We start from the raw sequence: 18,216 nt of genomic DNA on the forward strand, positions 1-18,216 counted from the left end.
ATAAGAGGTAATGAAATGAGTGAAAAACTGATAAAAGAATCAAGGAAAATATTCCTGCACCTTGCTGAGTTATTTTATGAAATGAGAATAAATACGCTGAAGGAAACACGGCCTGATGAAGCAGAGATGTTAATGGTGGATGATGCATTCATGGAAGACATTTATAAAGAGTGCATTAAAAATGCAGGTGCAACTTTTAAAAAAGTATCCAGAGTTGAGTATTATGAGCAAGGGCATTCAGTAAAAATGGTTGATAAGGAGGTGGTATTGATAACACTGCGTGTTAATCATAAAAGAAGATGAATATATAAGTTTCAAAAATATAGTCCTGTTTAGCCCCATGTATGGGGCTGGAAATAATAAACCAATAAATATCATTTTAAAATGAGGAATCATTATGTCTAAAAATATTGAAATTAAAAATACATCTACTGAGTTGTTCTATGATCTGGCAAAGCGTTCTTTCGAAGCAAGCTGGAAAACAATGCAAGATATATGTAGTGACAACATTTCGCATCTTGTTGATGACGCTGATTTTATGAGTGCATTTATACGAATCACGATTAATCATATTTGTCATAACTTTGAGAAGTTTACTATGCAAGAAGGAAATCAAGGAAACCTTGAAGAGGTTAACTTTGAAGAGGTTAACTTTGAAGAGGTAGCAGAACGGCTTGTACGCCATTCGTGGGAGTTTTCTGAGGAGTCATATACTCAGTAATACGTGGACTGTATTAGCCCCGTAAGGGGCTGTACAGAATATTATTTTAGTAAAAAAGGTAATGTCATGATTAAAGAAAAAAATGAAACGATGATGTTTGCCGTAGCAGTTGTATTAATGAGGTATTGTAACAGTATCTATTATATGGCGAATGAACACTATGATACTGCTGTATTCTTTGTGAAAGAAAAAGAAGCTGTTGATTACATATTAGATGATTTAATTAAAGATCTGATGAATAATTTTTATTCTTATAAAGATAGATATGGTAAAGGACATGAGAAACAAGAAGAGATTAATGAGTCAGAACTTAAGGGGAAAATATTATTGATTCATGAACAATCTGTTAAATATTTAGTTATGAAGAATATTAAATATGGTACTGTATAAGTTTGTGTCTTATAAAAATCACACCACGACATATCATATTAAAAATATATTCGGTTATTGTTAGATTGTTACTTGATTATCATTTTAATATTTGATAATTATTCACTATATTGATTCTCATATTTAAACTTCTTTTTAATATATCATATCAGGTTCAGAAAAGTTTTATTTATCTGAGGAACTATTATATAAAAAGAGAGCATTTTTTCTTTGTTTTCCACCCTTATTGGAAATATCAAGTAAAATGCTCTTTTTTTGCGCAATTTTATAGGTGATTGATTTTCAGTATTTGGCATTTTTTTGAATGTTCGATAGCGTAAATTTCATATCATCAAAAATAGTCTGATAAAACAAATAAAGATAACATGGGTATTTTGTAGTATTATGTGCTTTTCAACAAGCAGCCCCGAATAACGTCATCGATTTGAAATGTAACTTAGTCTTAAGAGTAGTTGTAGCTAGTGAACAGTGCGAAAACCATTGCAAGATAATTAACAGTGTGTTAGTAGATGTGTTGTAATACTGAGATCCATTCGTGTATTTGGTATATTTTTAAAAGGGAATGAAAATGACACCTGAGTATAGAATTGATGCAGAGAAAAGAATAACTGAATATTTACAGTCTCAAAATTTAGAAAACATTAAAAATATGCAGGTTGAACAAACATTTGAAGATTTAGGCTTTGAGGTTAACATATGGAACATTAGAACTAAAAACGATGGTAACTGGTGGGTTGCTGAAGGTGAAAATGTTCCTATGAATTTATACACTCAGAATGAGTATTTCTTTTCTGCTGATGAAGCATATTCGTTTCATTTAGGTATAACTCAAAGATTACATGCACGACACCAAAAAAATTATAAACATGTTATTGATGAGTTGCCTTTAGATATAGATATGCTGCAATCTATTAATCGAAAATTAAATGCCTCTGCGATTGCTCTTAATAATATTAATGCACCTGAAGATATTCAAAGCATTGGATTGACATGCAGAGAGAGTATGGTTGAACTTGCTGGATACCTTTATAAAAGTCATGAAGATATACTAAAAAAAGAAGGCATTAAAGCTGCTGACTTCAAGAATATTTCTCGTATTGTCATTGGATTATATGCAGCAGGACCGCGGAATTCAAGTCTTAGGAAATATTGTCGCTCAACGATTGAATCTGCATGGGATATATCTTCGGAGACGGTACATTCTTCAAATAAAAATATCCCAGATGCCAAAATTTGTCTTTTGCTTACATGTACAGCAGTTTCATTAATTCAGAATTTATTTCTTAAATTTATTGGCTTTGATAGTGATGTAAAGTGTCCAAACTGTCACAGTTTAAATACTGAAATTCATGAGTCTGAAGAAGATAGTCAATTACATGTAGTGTGCTGTGAGTGTGGTGAAGTGGTGAAAGTACTTTCAGACGAAATTGATGACTGATAATAGTTAATCTTTATATATTTGAGGCAATTTAAAAAATGATTGTTTTGAATATGATTTATGAGGTCATTGATTTGACCTCAATTGAAGTTAAATATCGGTAATTATTGTGTTTTGCTTCTGATGGAATGCGGAAAGTTTCTTTGCTTTATCCTTGTCAATACTTCTGACAAAAGATAATATGCCTTCTATAATTTTATTTTTATTCGGAATTTCATTCCTGACTAAATCATAAATTCTTTTTCTGTAGACACAATAATCCTTTTTGCTGATAGTGATCCTAGGCGTGACTGTTAACCCTGTAACCTCTCTTCGTACCTTGGGACCTAGAAATTTTTCCTTTCTGGAATTAATTGCAAAGCCTTCATCTACGATTATATCTTTTATTAAATAAGATGCTTTCTGTAAAATTATTATTTTATTTCCTGATATGCAAAGATCATCAGCATAGCGTGTATATGTCAAAGCTCGCTTTTTACAATATGTAGATACACGGTGATCAAGTCTTAGGCAAACAAGATTAGATAAAGCCGGTGAAGTTGGTGCTCCCTGAGGTAAATATCCCCCTTTAGTGCAAAATGATGTTAGTATAAAGGCTATGTTATTATTATACCCTATGTTTTTAAACAGAGTATATATATGTGATGCTTTTACATTGGTAAAAAAATCTTGTAAATCAAGATTCAATACATACTGATTTCCCTCATGTGGTTTAGCATTATCAAGGATCGATTTTTTCCTTACAAAGCCTTTGGCATAAACTGAAGGTGATAATTTATCTAAAATATATCTTAGAACCCACCGTTGGATTGCTTTTAATTCCTTTAGAGGGCTTTCGATGTGCCGAACCCCACCGGATTTTTTTTTCATTTCTATACGGTGATAGTATTTATCATTATTAAAGCTAAACTTGGAAATGACTTCTTTCGGGAGTCGAAGGGATTGTGATAAATCATCCACATTCTCAAGAATCGGAAGTGATAACAGTTGCTGTGTGTACTTTCCTTGATGAGCAGTCATATTTTTTATCATAGTAGATGTACATGAAATTGTGTGCTAGTTTTTAACGACTACAGCGGGGAAGGAGAATGAGCAGACATACCTGTGAAGGTATGGATGCGAAGTATCCTTCCGTAAGGCGGATGTACGAGTCCCCCAAATCACGGCGGGCGGGAGTTGGGGGACTCGATCATCGCGCTATCTCTGTGATGAACTGCGGGAACGGAGAGACTCTCCATCCACTGTGGACTTAACTAGCGAACTAGACAGCCACCTGCTTAAAAACTAGCACACCACACAATGTTATGATGAATCTCAATCAGTGTCTAGCATATTGTTTATTCATTATTTTAGTTCTTAATTCAGCTAGTAATGATTTTGAATGGAAACTATTGATTATTGAATCATAACCTACTTGAGTTATAGTATATAACCCCTCTTGCTGGTTAATCATTCCTGCCCTTATGAGAGAGTGTGTTGCTGCTTTACAGGCAATATTGTCTCTACTTTCAAACCTTCTCCTCATGATCAATTCCATGGTTTTATATACTGATAGTAAATTCAAATCATCAAAGAGGTAGATTAAAAGGAGAACATGCTTTGAGTATAGTAAGATATTATCTAGCTCTTTCTTCTTTCTTCCACTTGGAAGCGTTTCCTTAATTTTACCAAGTACTGATTTTACATGTTTCGGATTTTTTTCATCAAAGTTTTTTGGGATATCAAATATTTCTCCACCATGAGTTCGGACAAGTCTTATCGGTCCATGATTTATGAAGCTTTTCCCTGACTTGTATTCTCCCAGCCTCATCACAAGCATTTTCTTTGCTAACTCTTTATCCATAGAAAATGCCCCTAACTCAGCAAAAGAACCGGGGCTCTCGGGTATAAGAACTATTAGGTCAACAGAGTCTGCAAGTTGGGTTTCAAGGGATAGCAGGCTATTTTTACCTTGGCCTTCAAGAAGGTCTTCAAATAAATCCTCTGGGTAGGTAAGATAGATTCCTTTCTCCTGAGAGAGAAAAGTTGAAAATTTATATCGAAGACTTTTTTTATCGGACTTATCTTTCCCACATAAGAAGATTGTTTTTTGGGAATCATCAAAACCATTTATTAATAAATCTCTAATCTCATCAACGGTTTGATTAATATGTGCGTCTGGATATTTGTTAATGATACTCTGTTTGGGTGATTTCATGCTCATTCCTAACAATGGCAATCTTCATAGATATCTTCATATACTATTATAAAATAAATGCTTTTGCACCATAAATATTTTTGTTTTTCGCATTTCTGCAATGATATAACTCACTTGATCTCAAAATGATAAAATTAAATGGAGGACTAGTTAGGTCAGTAAATAATATAGAGAAAATTATCGCTTAAGAAATCTAGTACATCCCATTTAGCACGGAAAACATAGGTCAGTTCTTTAAAGAGACATTTTCCTGCGCTTTTGGCTTGATGGTTCGAACTCTGACGAGATGTGAGAGAGTTGCTCAAGACTTTGTTCTATGGAACGCTGGAACTCAACAGCGGCTTCTGTACGCTGTTTTATGACCAAGGCAATTATTTCTTCATCGCTTTTTTCTTCAATTGCTTTCCTGTAGAGCATTCTTTCATTAATCTTATCAAGATTACCTGATGATCTTGCTGACGTGTTAGCTATTGAACTGCTGATGGGGTTTAACTCGTCAATAAAGTATTCAATAAGAGATTCTTTCTTTTTTTGGAGTCTACGCAGTTCGGTGTGGGCAGACTTAAATTTCTGGGCTTTAATCAAAGGAACATCACCGGAACGTAGCTTACGATATTCATTTTTGTATTCTTCTATCGGAATATGATTTTTTAGTTCTTTGATTGTATCTAAATACTGGATTAAATCACTGTTATCTAATTTGACTCTTTTCATATATATACCTCGTAAATAAAATAGTGGATATATTTATATTACGAGATATGGTGTAAGTGTCAAATGGTGTAATATATAGACAAAAGTTTTATATTTTTTCTTCTTCATCAAATATGTTGTCTTCTGAAACAGAGTCCCAATCAATATCTTCATCGGGCGTGGAAAGCAAAGATTTATCATCTTCTTTATTGATTTTTTTCTCATCTTTTTTTGTAAGTATCGTATCTTTATAAACGGTGATGAATACGTCCTTGATGCCTTCACTGGTTGTTCTCAGCGACTTCTGAACATATTCTTTCCTTGTTGGATTTAATGTTCTGTATTGGCCTTTCAGGAATAGATTTGCGTTTATTAAAGTGTGTTTACCGTCTTGAATAAGAATGCCCTTATTGATAAGTTTTTTCCAGCATTTGCACACATTAGATTTGCTCATACCAAGCTCTTCTGCGAGTGCCGACTGAGATATACTGGCTATCAGATTCCCATGCTGCATGAGTTTACACAAACGGATCATTATTGTGTATTCAGCACCAGACATATTTTTACCGAGCTTTTCCAGATTATCGACAAAAGCATGAACATAGGCTATTCCCGGCTGTATATCAGAACTTCGTTCCTTTTTAACATTTACGGTTATTTTATCTTTTCGGTTTCTGTTATAAAAACTGTAAATCTCTAGTTTCTGTTTATCTGTGAAATCATTTTTGTTGATATAATCTTCCACTTCTTCACTGCTGGAGGTCATTATTGTATTGTAATCAATGCTCATGGTTTTCCTTTTTATTATTGTTGTTTTCTTTATATATAATGCAGCATGTGCTTTTGTCAAAAATAAATGTGAAAAAAGGAAAAATAATACACTTTTGCGAAATAGCGTTCACCGATTTCCGGAGATCTTGAATATCGAAAAGTTTCCACAGGAGAAACTTTGGTTTCCGTACAGGAAACTTCGGTTTCCACAGAAGAAACTTAAATTTCCGTACAGGAAACTTTTTCCGTAAAATTTCTTTTAAATATAATGGGTTATGATTCCATAATAATATAATATGTTTAATAACCTTAACGGGGAGTGTGCCGGATAAATGGCACCATTTGATTTTTTATTTTTACTTTAGGTTATGAACAGCCAGTGATTGTTTCGTACAATCACGAAATGCTGCTTTTATTTGGAATGCTTAATTAAGATTTCTTTTGTTTTATTAGCGTCAACGACGCGATCTTTTTTGGATAAATCCATCATTAACAGGGATAAATCCTGTTCAGCAATGTGATTGTCTGGAACAATCACTAAGTGCTGCTACTGAAAATATAGTTTTCCTATCCGTTTAAGGGCAAATGCTATATGTTATTGCGGTAATGCTATGTTCAAACATAGGATCAATTTTGTTTTTTATGATGAAATGATCTGGAAAAGATCTTTCCTCTTTTTACTATTAATATTAATAAGACACCTCATCAAGATAAAAATACATATTTCAGAGTTAGGGCGTAGCCGTGCGTCAGCACATGAGCTTCAGCTCATAGATTGTGGTGATTTTCAAAAAAAAGATGTTAGTGAAATAGAAAGAAATGCTTCGCAATAAAAATAAATATTGCACTCAAAAAAACTAATTATTTAAAATGTTGAAACCCTGTATGGCGATTATAAAAAATCGCCCGGTTTCTTTTAATCCTATTAAGTATTATCTCTTACTTCTTGCAAAATTAAATTAAGAAAAAACCGGCCCGTAGCCCTTACGGCATAAGGCTTAGAACGAAAATGTACGACTGACCGTACAGGCAGTGTTCCTGACTCTATAGTCAGTATTCCTGACTTTGCAGTCAGTTTCTATGTCATTTTTAGCTTAAAAACGACAGTGCTTTAAAGTATCGTCACTGGAATAGTTGCGATTTTGAAAATATTTTCGCAAAAAATATGCAAAAACTTGATGTCTTTTTTGTGCATAGTATTTAATTTATTATAAATAAAATAACAAGAGGTAATAATAAAATGAATGAAATAGACGTTGACTTGGATTTAGGATTAAATCCTTTTTGCTTTGAGACAGAGCTAAATGAGCTGTAAAAAGGCAATATATCTTGCGGAAATATAGATCACTTTGTCTTGTCTGAATCTATCTTTTACAGAGGGATCAAAGAACTCATCGAAAAACGTATTATTGCTAAAACCAATGAGAAAAACTGGTATTTCATAAACCCTGCTATTGTCTTCAATGGTGATCGTGCTCGCTTTGTTTCAGAGATTATAAAAAAGAAAGAAGCAATAGAAGAACAACCCGTATGCATAGTCGGTAATGGAGTTGCTAATAGAAAAGTTAAAGGGAAAGATAAGTCAATTGAGTCAGTCATCGAAGACGTGAATAACCAAGAAGACATAGATTTGTTAATCACAAGATTACAGGCTAAAAAGTCCCAAGGGGAAATGATGAGTAAAAGCATGGATGGATGTGCCGCTACTGAAGAAGCAACTCTTTTACCACCAGAAGAGCCGTTAGATTGGGATAATATTCAGGGCGATGTTTCATTTACAAAGATGATGTTCAGTGATTGAGTAAAAGAGATACACGAAAGTATTGCATATTGAAATGCTGGGTAACGTATTATTTATATGAGTTAAATTTGGTTTTCTTAAAATAAATATGGTATTAAAAAATGAAAAAAAAGGAAAATCAAACAATGAATAATATTAAAATCATTACGCTCTTTAATTCCAGTGAAAAAATCCCATTTATGACCTGCGTAGTTAAAGATGTTGAAGAGAATGAATATGGGATAAAGCTTACCCTCGAAAACAACAATAACATTTATGTCAAAGATTACGATTCCTTCTTCCTGTCTGAATCAGCAAATGATTGCGATAAAGAACGAATGGTAAATGTGTATGCGAGATTGATTTCTGAACTCAGCCAAGTCAGCGAAGAAACAATAAGATCTCTGATGTCAGAAACAAAAACCTACAACAGGCAGCATCCCAACACGCCCGTTAGTATTTTGGATGATTACTATTACTGTGGCAGGGTTAAAGCCAATACCTCAGATGAACCCGCATTGATGAATGCACTTGGCCTACAGGATCTACGTGGGACCATCGCTGAAGATAACTTTTTATCCGAGGTGGAAGCCGCTGGAGGTATCGTGCTTCACACTGATCCCTCACTGTCAGGATAGTTGTCACCCCCTCTGAAAAATCAATCTGAGGGCGACGGAGTGACAAATGAAACGAATTTCCCCTGAACGAAAAGCCGGCATACTGGCAAAACTGTTACCGTCCTACATCATGACCGTTGCCGCTGTTGCGCAGATGGAAGGAATATCCGAAGCTACCCTGTATAACTGGCGTAATCAGGCTAAATCAGAGGGAAAACCGGTGCCCGGCGCAGACAAAACAACAGACCAGTGGTCCGCAGAAGCGCGTTTTGCCGCTATTGTCGAAACAGCCACATTCAGCGAAGCTGAAATGGCAGAATACTGCCGTAAAAAAGGCCTTTATCCGGAACAACTTATTCAGTGGAAACAGGGCTTTTTGCAGACCTCCGTACCGGGTGATAAAGCGGCGCTGATGCACAGGACAGTTCTACGGGAGCGCTGCTGGCGACACCCTCTGGTGCTGCACGCAGATAACGGTGCAGCGATGAAGTCGCAGACGCTGCAGGTAAAGCTGGCAGAACTGAAAATCACGCCGTCGCACAGCAGGCCGCGGGTGAGCAATGATAATGCTTACGTTGAATCACTGTTCCGGACGCTGAAATATGTGCCGCAGTGGCCGTCATCGGGGTTCAGAACACTAGAGGATGCGCGTCACTGGGTGGATAAATTTACCCGGTGGTATAACGAAGAACACCGTCACAGTGGAATACGCTATGTGACTCCGGGAGAGCGGCATCGGGGTGAGGACAGCGTCCTGCTGAAACAGCGTGATACCCTGTACAGGCAGGCACAGAAAGCGCACCCGGAGCGCTGGTCAGGTCAGACAAGAAACTGGCAACCGCAGGGCTCTGTAACACTGAATCCGGAACGGGAAAAACAGGCCGCGTAAATTAACTAAGGGTGCCAACTACCTTGACACTTACCGCTGATATGGGCTATCCAGTAGCAGAGTATTTATATTCTGGCATTAGAATAGCTATAGAGCCGATAAACCTTGCACACATCCGAGATCTGACCGATGGCTATGTGGTAATGTTCAGGAACGGTGAGTTCGAGCATAAGCTTGAGGGCGATCTCTATGAAGTGTTATCTCAGGCTGTTGATAGACTTAAGATCGCTGTTGCTTTGTATGATTATGAATGGTATATCGTTTAATGTGTACTACTACTTTGAATGTTGTTTATTAAACAAAAATTTCTCCTCAGCAGACTGTTAAGAATGAAATGTGGATTTTTCTATAGATATAAAGTGTGATGGGATTATAAGTATTCATTAATCTTAATAAAATGGAGCTACGATGAATAAAAAAATGTCTGATTTACTTGAATATTCCACTGTTAGAATAGAATGTGATAATGGACGTTCAGTCGGTACTGGTTTCTTTTATTCTATTCTTTCTAACGATAATGAAAATCAAATTCCTTTTATTGTTACTAACAAACATGTTATTAATGATGCGACTAAGGCGATAGTTTATATCCATGCTGTAGACACAAAAACTGGGAAAGAAGAGAATCATATTGGCATTGATATTGGAGATGTACAGAAGAAATTTTTTATGCATCCGGATTCTGATGTTGACTTATGTGCTATACCTGTTGGTCCAGTGCTTTCTGAAATTTATAAAATGGGTAAAGAACCAAAGTTGTTTTATTTTGATGACAAGTGTTGTTATGAAAAGCATAAGTCAAAAAATTCACTTGGTGGATTAGAAGAAGTATATATGACTGGTTATCCTAATGGACTTTGGGATCATAAAAATAACAAACCAATTACTCGAAAAGGAATTACTGCAACAAACATAAAATCAGATTGGCAAGGGAAAAAAGAATTTTTAATTGATATGGCATGCTTTCCCGGTTCTAGTGGTTCACCTGTGTATATTTATAATGATGGGACATTTACTGAGGGAGAATCTATTGTTGCAGGCACTAGATTGATTTTGTTAGGGATACTATACGCAGGGCCACAGATTGTAGCATCAGGAGAAATAAAAGTAGTTGATGTCCCAGCAGTGCAAAAAGAATATGTTACTACAAATATGATGCTTAATCTTGGAATAATAATCAAAGCCGAAAAATTAGATTTCTTGATGGAGAAGTTTGGAGATCAACTCTGAACGCGATTTTCTTAGATTAAAATGCCGGATGATTAATCCATAATAGATATTAAATCAGGCATTTTTACTTTCTGCTTATATCAATTAATCCAGCAGTCCACGCGAAACCTTACTCGCCGTCTCGCTGAAAGACCCTGTAAATAATTCTGTGTAACTGCCAATGTATTAAAGGTGATCGTTCAGGTGGTCACCGAACTCGATAATAAAACGGCTCATTTTAAGAGGGGCTAAGTGTCTGGTGATTTATGGGGTCAGTCTACAATACATATTCTGGTTCTTATGCGCCGTTATCTGCATTGCAATTCGATTATGTTAAGCCGACCAAAGAATATGAGGCACAATCTCAAATTGACTACGATATTGATGTGAAGGGGCGAGGTGTTCTGTCTGATCCAAATCTGAGCATTGTTGAGCGACAGCGTTATCGAGATGCCTCGGACAACAAAGAAAACGAAGAAGGTTCCGATTGGTAAACGCTTCCCAAATTTCTTAATTTTCATAATGATGATTAGAGGTCATGGACTTAACAAGACCTGATGAATAGCTCATTGGTTTGTATTGATATATGCTAATGGGCGATATAATGAAAATTATCACTCTGGCTGAATATTTATCCATCCAGAGTGCGGTATGTACAGCTTTTAATTGGTTTGTTTTTTAGTTATATTTAAAATAAAATAGTTATCGCCAAATTCACTAATGCTCACTTCATCGTAATGATTGTTATTGGATTCACAAATTTGATCTTTGCCTTCTGAATCAGTAAGTAAAGTTATTCTGTTATAATTTTCTGGGAGATGAGCTAAAGCATTATTTAAATCAGTACCTTTATTATATTGAGCGCTTCTTATTTTTCCCTCTATTTCACCCACATTAAAAAAATCTGTTATTGAGGTGTCAATCAAGGCTGCATTTAAAAATTTAATATCAGTTAATGTTGTTAATAAATTATTGAAATCATCATTATTGATAATGTCTCTCATTGAGCTAGATACATCAATTAATAATATTCCATGCATTCCTTCTTTACCTAAAAAAGGTGTTATTGTATTTATTGGTCCTGCGATTTTATTTATCTTGCTATAAAACTCTACTCGTTTATTAGTCGATAATGCATTATACTCACCAATGAGGAGACATCTTTTTTTTATATTACAATCGACATTGTCCAGCATATCGCTTACGGGACCATGGTTAATGAGCAATATCTCGGCATCAGGATGAGCACTAGCATAATCCTCTAACGCATCACTAAATATTCGACGTGAATTACGTTTATAGTGTTTTACTTCAATTACAAGAGGACAATACAAAACATGATTCTTCTCTTGCCATAAACTATAATCAGGTTGTACACCATAGTGTCTACCTTTGCCTTTTGGCGAATCTAACTCTTCATACTTCTCAGAGTAAATTTTTAATATTGGTATGGAGCTATGGACTGTTGCGATTAAAGTTTCCTTGAATGGAAATGTAAGCTTGTTATCATGAGTGTGTGTGTGTATTTCTATATTATGTTCTCTTAGTGCTGAGTTTATTTCAGTAGCAATCCAGATGGCATATAATTCGTGTCTTTTTTTCCAAACAGGAAATGAAAGTATTTTCTCAAGTTCCACTGAATCAGTTGAAAGAGAATAGTTTATATATTGGTATTTTAGAAATTGTTCTCTTAACAATTCTTTAAATTCATTTAGTTCTTTAGTTTCAAGTCTTATGGCACTTGCGATAATTATGATTGTTTTTCCAAGCCATAGGTCTGTTTCATTTCTAACGATGGTATCAATCGATAGAGCGTTATCTACAGGAAAATTATAATTATTAATATCATATTTTAGCGAATATAATGAAGCCCATCTCGACTTTATGTTTTCATAGACAATCATACAAAGAGATGAAAGTTCGGCCAGTGGGCTTTTGTCTTCAAGGAGGCTTAATATAGTCTGAGGAAGTTCAATATACTGATGGTTATTAAAATAAATATATAACCAGTTGTCAACATCATCAAGTCCAGTAACTATTGTTTCGTTATGGAATGCTTTTTGAAGATTTTCATTGATAGTTTCAAATTGTTTAGCTATATCACAAACACACCAACTTCCCTTATAGTCTAAATTTGGTATGTTAATTATTCTTTGTGTTTTCTCCAAGAAGTTATTATAATTTTGAAAATCTTTTAAATCTAGAAAATCATCGCTAACACCTATTTCCCACTGGTTTTTACCATATTTTGTACTTGCTTGGCAAAAAAAATACATTATTTCCTTTATCATCGCTGAAAATGGCGTGACACCGGAAAAAAGACCTCGAACAAGCATATCCGTGGTTGAAGATAAGACTGCCTCTTCTATAGTGATTGCAGTTGGATTTAAGTATTTTTTTAATGATTGAACAAAATCCTTATCCCTCCCTAAAGGTTCAATACCTCCTATTTTTAAGAATTTCATCCAAGCATCTAAAGATTTTTCGTTTTTCATCTTATTCTCCCGTTTATGTATCATAAGTTTTTTGAATTTGATGATTTATTGAATGCGTATTCAAAAAAACGTGCGAACTATTTTATACAATTAAGAATATTACGGCTGGGATGCTTCAACGTCAATCCCTATAATTATATTTTTAGGTTAATCTTATGGAAATCATTGATAGAGTCATGTGGATTTGGGGATATGTTTAGATTGGTAGATTAAAATTTTGTTTAGTCGGTTTCTTATTTAGAGATAATTTATGAATCAAGCTCAGATGACTATCGGAAAGATTATGCTTTACACGGCTTGGTAAGCGTATTGTCTCATCAGGTGTTGGCTTGTCATTATCACTGTTAAATCTTGTGCGTTTGTCATACTCAGCACGTGGAACATAGATCCCCTGCACCTCATCAAATACGTAGTTTTCAGTAATGTACTTATCATGCTTAACATCAGGAACAACGGGTTTCTTCTTGGCCCAGACAAATTTCTATCTTATATATTCAACTACCAGTAAAGTGAAACGCTTGAACACATTACTCTGATTGGGTTTAACCTGCTTCCTCTTACTTTTAACAGGAGCGCGGTTGACCGCTCTGGCAGTTGAAGATGATAGGGTTTTCAATTTAGTGTGTGTATGAGGTGGAGGGGCAACCAGAACAGGTTTTTGACCTGCTGATGATGCAGACTGCGAACCCGTTTCAGAGAACTCTGTTCGAGGTTGTATTTCAGGTAAGATGATTTCAACAGGCTCAGGCATTTCTGATACGGTGAAGCTTCTAAGGTCAACAATGATCTGAAGATCCAACTCTTTGAAGACACCATATGTGGCCTGAGCTTCTTGTTTCATCTCATCACGAACAGCCTGTTCAGCAGCACGTTTTTCCTGAACGCTTTTTCTGTTCCACTTGGCACGATGAACACGTTGCATTGGTGGACGGCTGGTTAATGCTGCCTTAGCAATCCATAGTGCTTTTTCTTCAACGTCTAAAGTAATGGTAGCATTCTCAAGGGCTTCATCATGCTGGATCTCAATAGAACGATGTTCAATACGTGCATCAGTGCCAGCTCTTTATATATTGAATATGTCATTGAAAATTTAATCACTTTATTTTATATTAAATAGAACAATAAGATAAAGATTTTTTATTAAAGAGGTCATTATGTCAGCAATCAAAAAAATCGTTAAAAATTCTCAGATACATTGTAGGAAATCAGGGTTTTCCCATTTTAAGGGATTTTCTCGAGTTTCTTTTAGAAAAAACTCGTAGCTATAAAAATGATTATGCAAATCTACATACAGTATTTATTTCAAAGCTAAATGAAGTAGAAAAAAGACTAAATCGATTAAATATGGTTATCTTAAGGAGAGTAATAATGCCTATTTTACCCGGATATGAACCAAGGCAAGGGACTATACCAGCAAAAACCCTCTATGAAATATCTTTAGAATATCAGTTAAGAAAACTAATATATTTTCGTGATCAATTTGTTACTATGTTAAAAAGGCCACGCAATACCCATTACGTAGAAGATGACTGCCGTTATTACCATGATATTATTATCAATAATTCAGCAACGTTAGCAGAATACTATCTTCCCTATGTTATTTATTCTATCATTGGAACGATACTCCCAAAGCCATTGGCTCCAAGATTTGATGGGTTAAGAAAAAACATAGATAAAAATGGTTATGATGAAGCAAAATTAGACGTATTTAAACGATATGAAATTGGTGTTTTATCAAAATCTAGAGAGAGTTACAAAGAAGAGTACCTGCAACTTTGTCACAATACATTTGATAGTTCAATGAAATTTTTAATTGATGGTAGTTATGATATTATTTTTTTATTAAATAATTATATAAAACATAACTCAATGAATTTTGATTACGCTCCATTGTTAAGGACGAATAGTGGAGAGGTGAAAAATTATCTTTTTCTCAGGTTCACTGCTGAACAACAATTCATGCTCGGTGAATCAATACTGAAAAAATTAATTTCATACAATTATGATAATATCATTGCTAATGATAGGGCGAAATTAATCCTAGATGGGGTTGAATTTACTAAAATAGGAATGTTAGGGCATGTCGCATTACTGGAAAATAATAATATACTATACACTAAAGGTAACAGTTCTGCTGGTGTTACATCAGAAAGCTTATTGAATTTGATTAATAAATTAATGGTAAGCATATTGGAAAATATGATTTTAAATGTAAAGGATCATGAAATTACCAAATTCGGAGAATATAACAAGCTTCTGGCTGCTATAAAAAAGAACGAGTAAATAATCGTGTCTTTAGTTCCAATCATCAACGATGCTGAGTTTTTAACGATAGAGTATCTTCTGGTTGAAGTGAGGAACCGAATCAATGATGAATAAAATAATAAAAGAGGGCCATGGCCCTCTTTGCTTTTAACGACTATTTGACAGCCTGTTATAAATTGATTATCTCCATAATATATTTAATAAAGGAGATAAAAATGAAGTTGGAGTTAATAATTGGTGATAAGAAGTTAATAGAGCCAGATTTTAAAATATATACTCATGACATAGATAAGAGACTTTTTCTTATTGCTATAAGAACAGAAAGTAAACTAGAAGATGAGATTAAAAGTTCAATGAAACGCAATGATTTTAATATTGAAATGGAAAACGGTGTTATGGGATTATATATAAATGAATGTATTTATAATTTCGATATTGGATTCTTCTTGGATGGTTACTTAAAAAATCATGTAAAAAATAATTTCTCAGTAGCTTTTGCTTTTCTTGATGATAATCATACAATTAAAAAATATGAGGTTGAGGTAATAGAGATGACACATAAGTGAAAATAGAATATCATAATGAAAGTGTTTTTAATAAATTCATTATTAAAATAAATAAAAAACGTCAGAAAACAATGACGAATTCTGGTTTTACTGAGTATGGTAGGGATTCAAAGAAGCATGATCTTTTAGAACATAAGAAATTATTGGACTTATTAAACAAAAATAACAATGCTCATTTTCCTTCAATAGATAAAACCATTCCTATTATTTTTTACAAATTCTCATTATGGGCAAGAATGAAATCGAGAGTAAACGTCTTTCTCCACGATCCCAGCCTAAAAACCTTCGTTGGTAAGTTAACAACCTCATATCAACCGGGAACAGAAAGCATTTATATTAGTAAAAATCTCTACAAAGATAAGAACGAAGTAGGCAAGGCGGTTAATGAATACGAAGTTTACAAATCGCTCTTGGCAGCAGATTGTAGTCATGAAGAAGCTACTAACCTCGTTCTCCTGCATGAGATAGGCCATGCTATTCATCGCCAGTTAGAAAAGCGAGATGGTTATCTATTGGAACCAACGACACCGGAAGCATCTTTCCTAAATCCGTTTGTTAAGTTGAACGGGTTGTGTGTCGAAGGAATAAATTATGTGACTAGTATTGCTCATAAAGCAATAACAGAAAGTTATGCGGATTTATATAGCTGCATTCTCATTGATAGGTTGTATGATTCTTCTCGTTCTAATTTGATTATTAATGCATTACATCATTATAGGACAACGCATAAAAACGAGAATTATTACTCATATCCGAGCATTGCCAATTATTTGAATGATCGCAATGGGAGAGCATTTAAGTCTTTCTATGAAATTCATGAATATATGTCAGCTACTATAGCCGACAATGTAGTATATGATATTGGCAGGGACTTGAATCAGGGTAAACCACAGCTAAGTAAATTTATCGGAGTTGTGAATATTCTATATGGTTTAAATGAACGTAAAATAGATGATTGAATCGCCACGGGTTTAACAGACACCCCAGAGTCATTTAAGATGACTTAAAGAGAGGTGCCCATGAGCGGTAAGCGTTATCCTGAAGAGTTTAAAATTGAAGCAGTCAAACAGGTTGTTGATCGTGGTCATTCTGTTTCCAGCGTTGCAACTCGTCTCGATATCACCACCCACAGCCTTTACGCCTGGATAAAGAAGTACGGTCCGGATTCTTCCACTAATAATGAACAGTCAGATGCTCAGGCCGAGATCCGCCGACTCCAGAAGGAGTTAAAGCGGGTTACTGACGAACGGGATATATTAAAAAAAGCCGCGGCGTACTTCGCAAAGCTGTCCGACTGAGGTACGCCTTTATCCGTGACAACAATCGTTGCTGGCCTGTCCGTCTGCTCTGCCAGGTGCTGGATGTGCATCCGAGTGGGTTTTACGCCTGGCTTAAGCAGCCACATTCACGACGGTTTCATGCTGACCTGAAGCTGACGGGACATATTAAGCAGTTCTGGCTGGAGTCGGGCTGTGTTTATGGCTATCGCAAGATCTATCTCGATCTGCGGGATTCCGGGCAACAATGCGGTGTAAACAAAGTCTGGCGGTTGATGCAACGTGTGGGGATAAAGGCTCAGGTCGGATACCGAAGTCCACGGGCGCGTAAAGGTGAAGCCAGTATTGTGACGCCCAACAAGCTCCAGCGGCAGTTCAACCCGGAAGCACCGGATGAACGTTGGGTTACGGACATAACCTACATCCGAACCCACGAAGGCTGGTTGTATCTGGCCGTGGTGGTTGACCTGTTCTCCCGAAAAGTTATCGGCTGGTCAATGCAACCCCGAATGACAAAAGAGATTGTCCTGAACGCATTACTTATGGCGGTGTGGAGGCGTAATCCTCAAAAGCAGGTACTGGTTCACTCTGATCAGGGCAGTCAGTACACGAGCCATGAGTGGCAGTCGTTCCTGAAATCACACGCTCTGGAAGGCAGCATGAGCCGTCGCGGAAACTGCCACGACAATGCGGTTGCGGAAAGCTTTTTCCAGCTACTGAAGCGCGAACGGATTAAGAAAAAGATCTACGGAACTAGAGACGAAGCCAGAAGCGATATTTTTGATTACATCGAAATGTTTTATAACAGTAAGCGTCGGCATGGTTCGAGCGAGCAGATGCCACCAGTTGAATATGAAAACCTATATTATCAACGACTCAGAAGTGTCTAGGTTATCCGTGGCGATTCA

Annotated in this window: 18 protein-coding genes and 2 pseudogenes; 14 read left to right on the plus strand and 6 right to left on the minus strand. The window is 35.6% G+C overall.

What is annotated here, in order from left to right; genetic code table 11:
* Positions 1–15 precede the first annotated feature (15 nt).
* The 4 genes from F8562_RS25005 (at position 16) to F8562_RS25020 (ending at position 2,549) form a co-directional block, all read left to right on the plus strand.
* Positions 16–303 carry a hypothetical protein gene (locus F8562_RS25005; protein ID WP_094909545.1) on the plus strand — a complete coding sequence of 96 codons (288 nt, stop codon included), beginning with the start codon at positions 16–18 and terminating at the stop codon, positions 301–303.
* Between the two features lie 94 nt (positions 304–397).
* Positions 398–721, plus strand: coding sequence for a hypothetical protein (locus F8562_RS25010; RefSeq protein WP_094909544.1), 324 nt, complete (start codon positions 398–400; stop codon positions 719–721).
* A 66-nt stretch (positions 722–787) separates the two neighbouring features.
* Positions 788–1,111 carry a hypothetical protein gene (locus tag F8562_RS25015; protein WP_050548636.1) on the plus strand — a complete coding sequence of 108 codons (324 nt, stop codon included), beginning with the start codon at positions 788–790 and terminating at the stop codon, positions 1,109–1,111.
* A gap of 568 nt (positions 1,112–1,679) precedes the next feature.
* Complete coding sequence (locus F8562_RS25020; protein WP_072011302.1) at positions 1,680–2,549, plus strand: hypothetical protein; 870 nt, start codon at positions 1,680–1,682, stop codon at positions 2,547–2,549.
* Between the two features lie 90 nt (positions 2,550–2,639).
* Here the strand turns inward: F8562_RS25020 and F8562_RS25025 are convergent, their stop codons facing one another.
* The 4 genes from F8562_RS25025 to F8562_RS25040 all read right to left on the minus strand — a co-directional run bounded on the left by F8562_RS25025 (position 2,640) and on the right by F8562_RS25040 (position 6,229).
* Entirely contained in the window at positions 2,640–3,581 is a 942-nt protein-coding gene (locus tag F8562_RS25025; RefSeq protein ID WP_224393895.1) for a retron St85 family RNA-directed DNA polymerase, read from the minus strand.
* 286 nt (positions 3,582–3,867) lie between these two features.
* Positions 3,868–4,746, minus strand: a complete 879-nt coding sequence (locus tag F8562_RS25030) for a retron St85 family effector protein (protein WP_094909543.1) — start codon at positions 4,744–4,746, stop codon at positions 3,868–3,870.
* 234 nt (positions 4,747–4,980) lie between these two features.
* Positions 4,981–5,460, minus strand: coding sequence for a DUF4756 family protein (locus F8562_RS25035; RefSeq protein ID WP_094909542.1), 480 nt, complete (start codon positions 5,458–5,460; stop codon positions 4,981–4,983).
* Positions 5,461–5,548: 88 nt separating this feature from the next.
* Entirely contained in the window at positions 5,549–6,229 is a 681-nt protein-coding gene (locus F8562_RS25040) for a hypothetical protein (RefSeq protein ID WP_094909541.1), read from the minus strand.
* 1,285 nt (positions 6,230–7,514) lie between these two features.
* On the opposite strand from F8562_RS25040, the pseudogene F8562_RS25050 reads away from it, so the two are divergent.
* The 6 genes and pseudogenes from F8562_RS25050 to F8562_RS25075 form a co-directional block, all read left to right on the plus strand.
* Positions 7,515–8,011: pseudogene (locus tag F8562_RS25050) on the plus strand (hypothetical protein); the annotation flags it as partial.
* A gap of 101 nt (positions 8,012–8,112) precedes the next feature.
* Positions 8,113–8,628: a hypothetical protein gene (locus F8562_RS29570; protein WP_224393893.1), complete on the plus strand. Its 516-nt coding sequence runs from the start codon at positions 8,113–8,115 to the stop codon at positions 8,626–8,628.
* A gap of 46 nt (positions 8,629–8,674) precedes the next feature.
* A complete protein-coding gene (locus tag F8562_RS25060) occupies positions 8,675–9,496 on the plus strand; it encodes an integrase core domain-containing protein (protein ID WP_094909540.1) in 822 nt (273 codons plus the stop codon).
* Between the two features lie 23 nt (positions 9,497–9,519).
* Positions 9,520–9,762 carry a hypothetical protein gene (locus tag F8562_RS25065; protein WP_224376801.1) on the plus strand — a complete coding sequence of 81 codons (243 nt, stop codon included), beginning with the start codon at positions 9,520–9,522 and terminating at the stop codon, positions 9,760–9,762.
* Positions 9,763–9,904: 142 nt separating this feature from the next.
* A complete protein-coding gene (locus F8562_RS25070) occupies positions 9,905–10,726 on the plus strand; it encodes a S1 family peptidase (protein WP_094909539.1) in 822 nt (273 codons plus the stop codon).
* Positions 10,727–10,971: 245 nt separating this feature from the next.
* Entirely contained in the window at positions 10,972–11,199 is a 228-nt protein-coding gene (locus F8562_RS25075) for a hypothetical protein (protein WP_224376802.1), read from the plus strand.
* 168 nt (positions 11,200–11,367) lie between these two features.
* Here F8562_RS25075 and F8562_RS25080 read toward each other — a convergent pair whose 3' ends face one another.
* Positions 11,368–13,200 (minus strand): hypothetical protein, encoded by a 1,833-nt coding sequence (locus F8562_RS25080; RefSeq protein ID WP_094909538.1) that lies wholly within the window; start codon positions 13,198–13,200, stop codon positions 11,368–11,370.
* 196 nt (positions 13,201–13,396) lie between these two features.
* A pseudogene (locus F8562_RS29810) lies at positions 13,397–14,260 on the minus strand (conjugal transfer protein); the annotation flags it as partial.
* 308 nt (positions 14,261–14,568) lie between these two features.
* Here F8562_RS29810 and F8562_RS25090 point away from each other — a divergent pair.
* The 4 genes from F8562_RS25090 to F8562_RS25105 all read left to right on the plus strand — a co-directional run bounded on the left by F8562_RS25090 (position 14,569) and on the right by F8562_RS25105 (position 18,198).
* Entirely contained in the window at positions 14,569–15,483 is a 915-nt protein-coding gene (locus F8562_RS25090) for a hypothetical protein (protein WP_094909537.1), read from the plus strand.
* Positions 15,484–15,680: 197 nt separating this feature from the next.
* Positions 15,681–16,031, plus strand: coding sequence for a hypothetical protein (locus F8562_RS25095; protein WP_142298660.1), 351 nt, complete (start codon positions 15,681–15,683; stop codon positions 16,029–16,031).
* Positions 16,028–16,990: a hypothetical protein gene (locus F8562_RS25100; RefSeq protein WP_094909535.1), complete on the plus strand. Its 963-nt coding sequence runs from the start codon at positions 16,028–16,030 to the stop codon at positions 16,988–16,990. Before F8562_RS25095 ends, F8562_RS25100 begins: the two co-directional genes overlap by 4 nt.
* A 60-nt stretch (positions 16,991–17,050) precedes the next feature.
* A protein-coding gene (locus tag F8562_RS25105; RefSeq protein ID WP_094909581.1) for an IS3 family transposase occupies positions 17,051–18,198 on the plus strand; the annotation gives its coding sequence in 2 pieces (ribosomal slippage) (positions 17,051–17,288 and positions 17,288–18,198; 1,149 coding nt in all).
* Positions 18,199–18,216: the final 18 nt, after the last annotated feature.

Origin of the sequence: Klebsiella sp. RCJ4 (assembly GCF_009025755.1) — a bacterium.
GTDB lineage: Bacteria > Pseudomonadota > Gammaproteobacteria > Enterobacterales > Enterobacteriaceae > Klebsiella > Klebsiella michiganensis.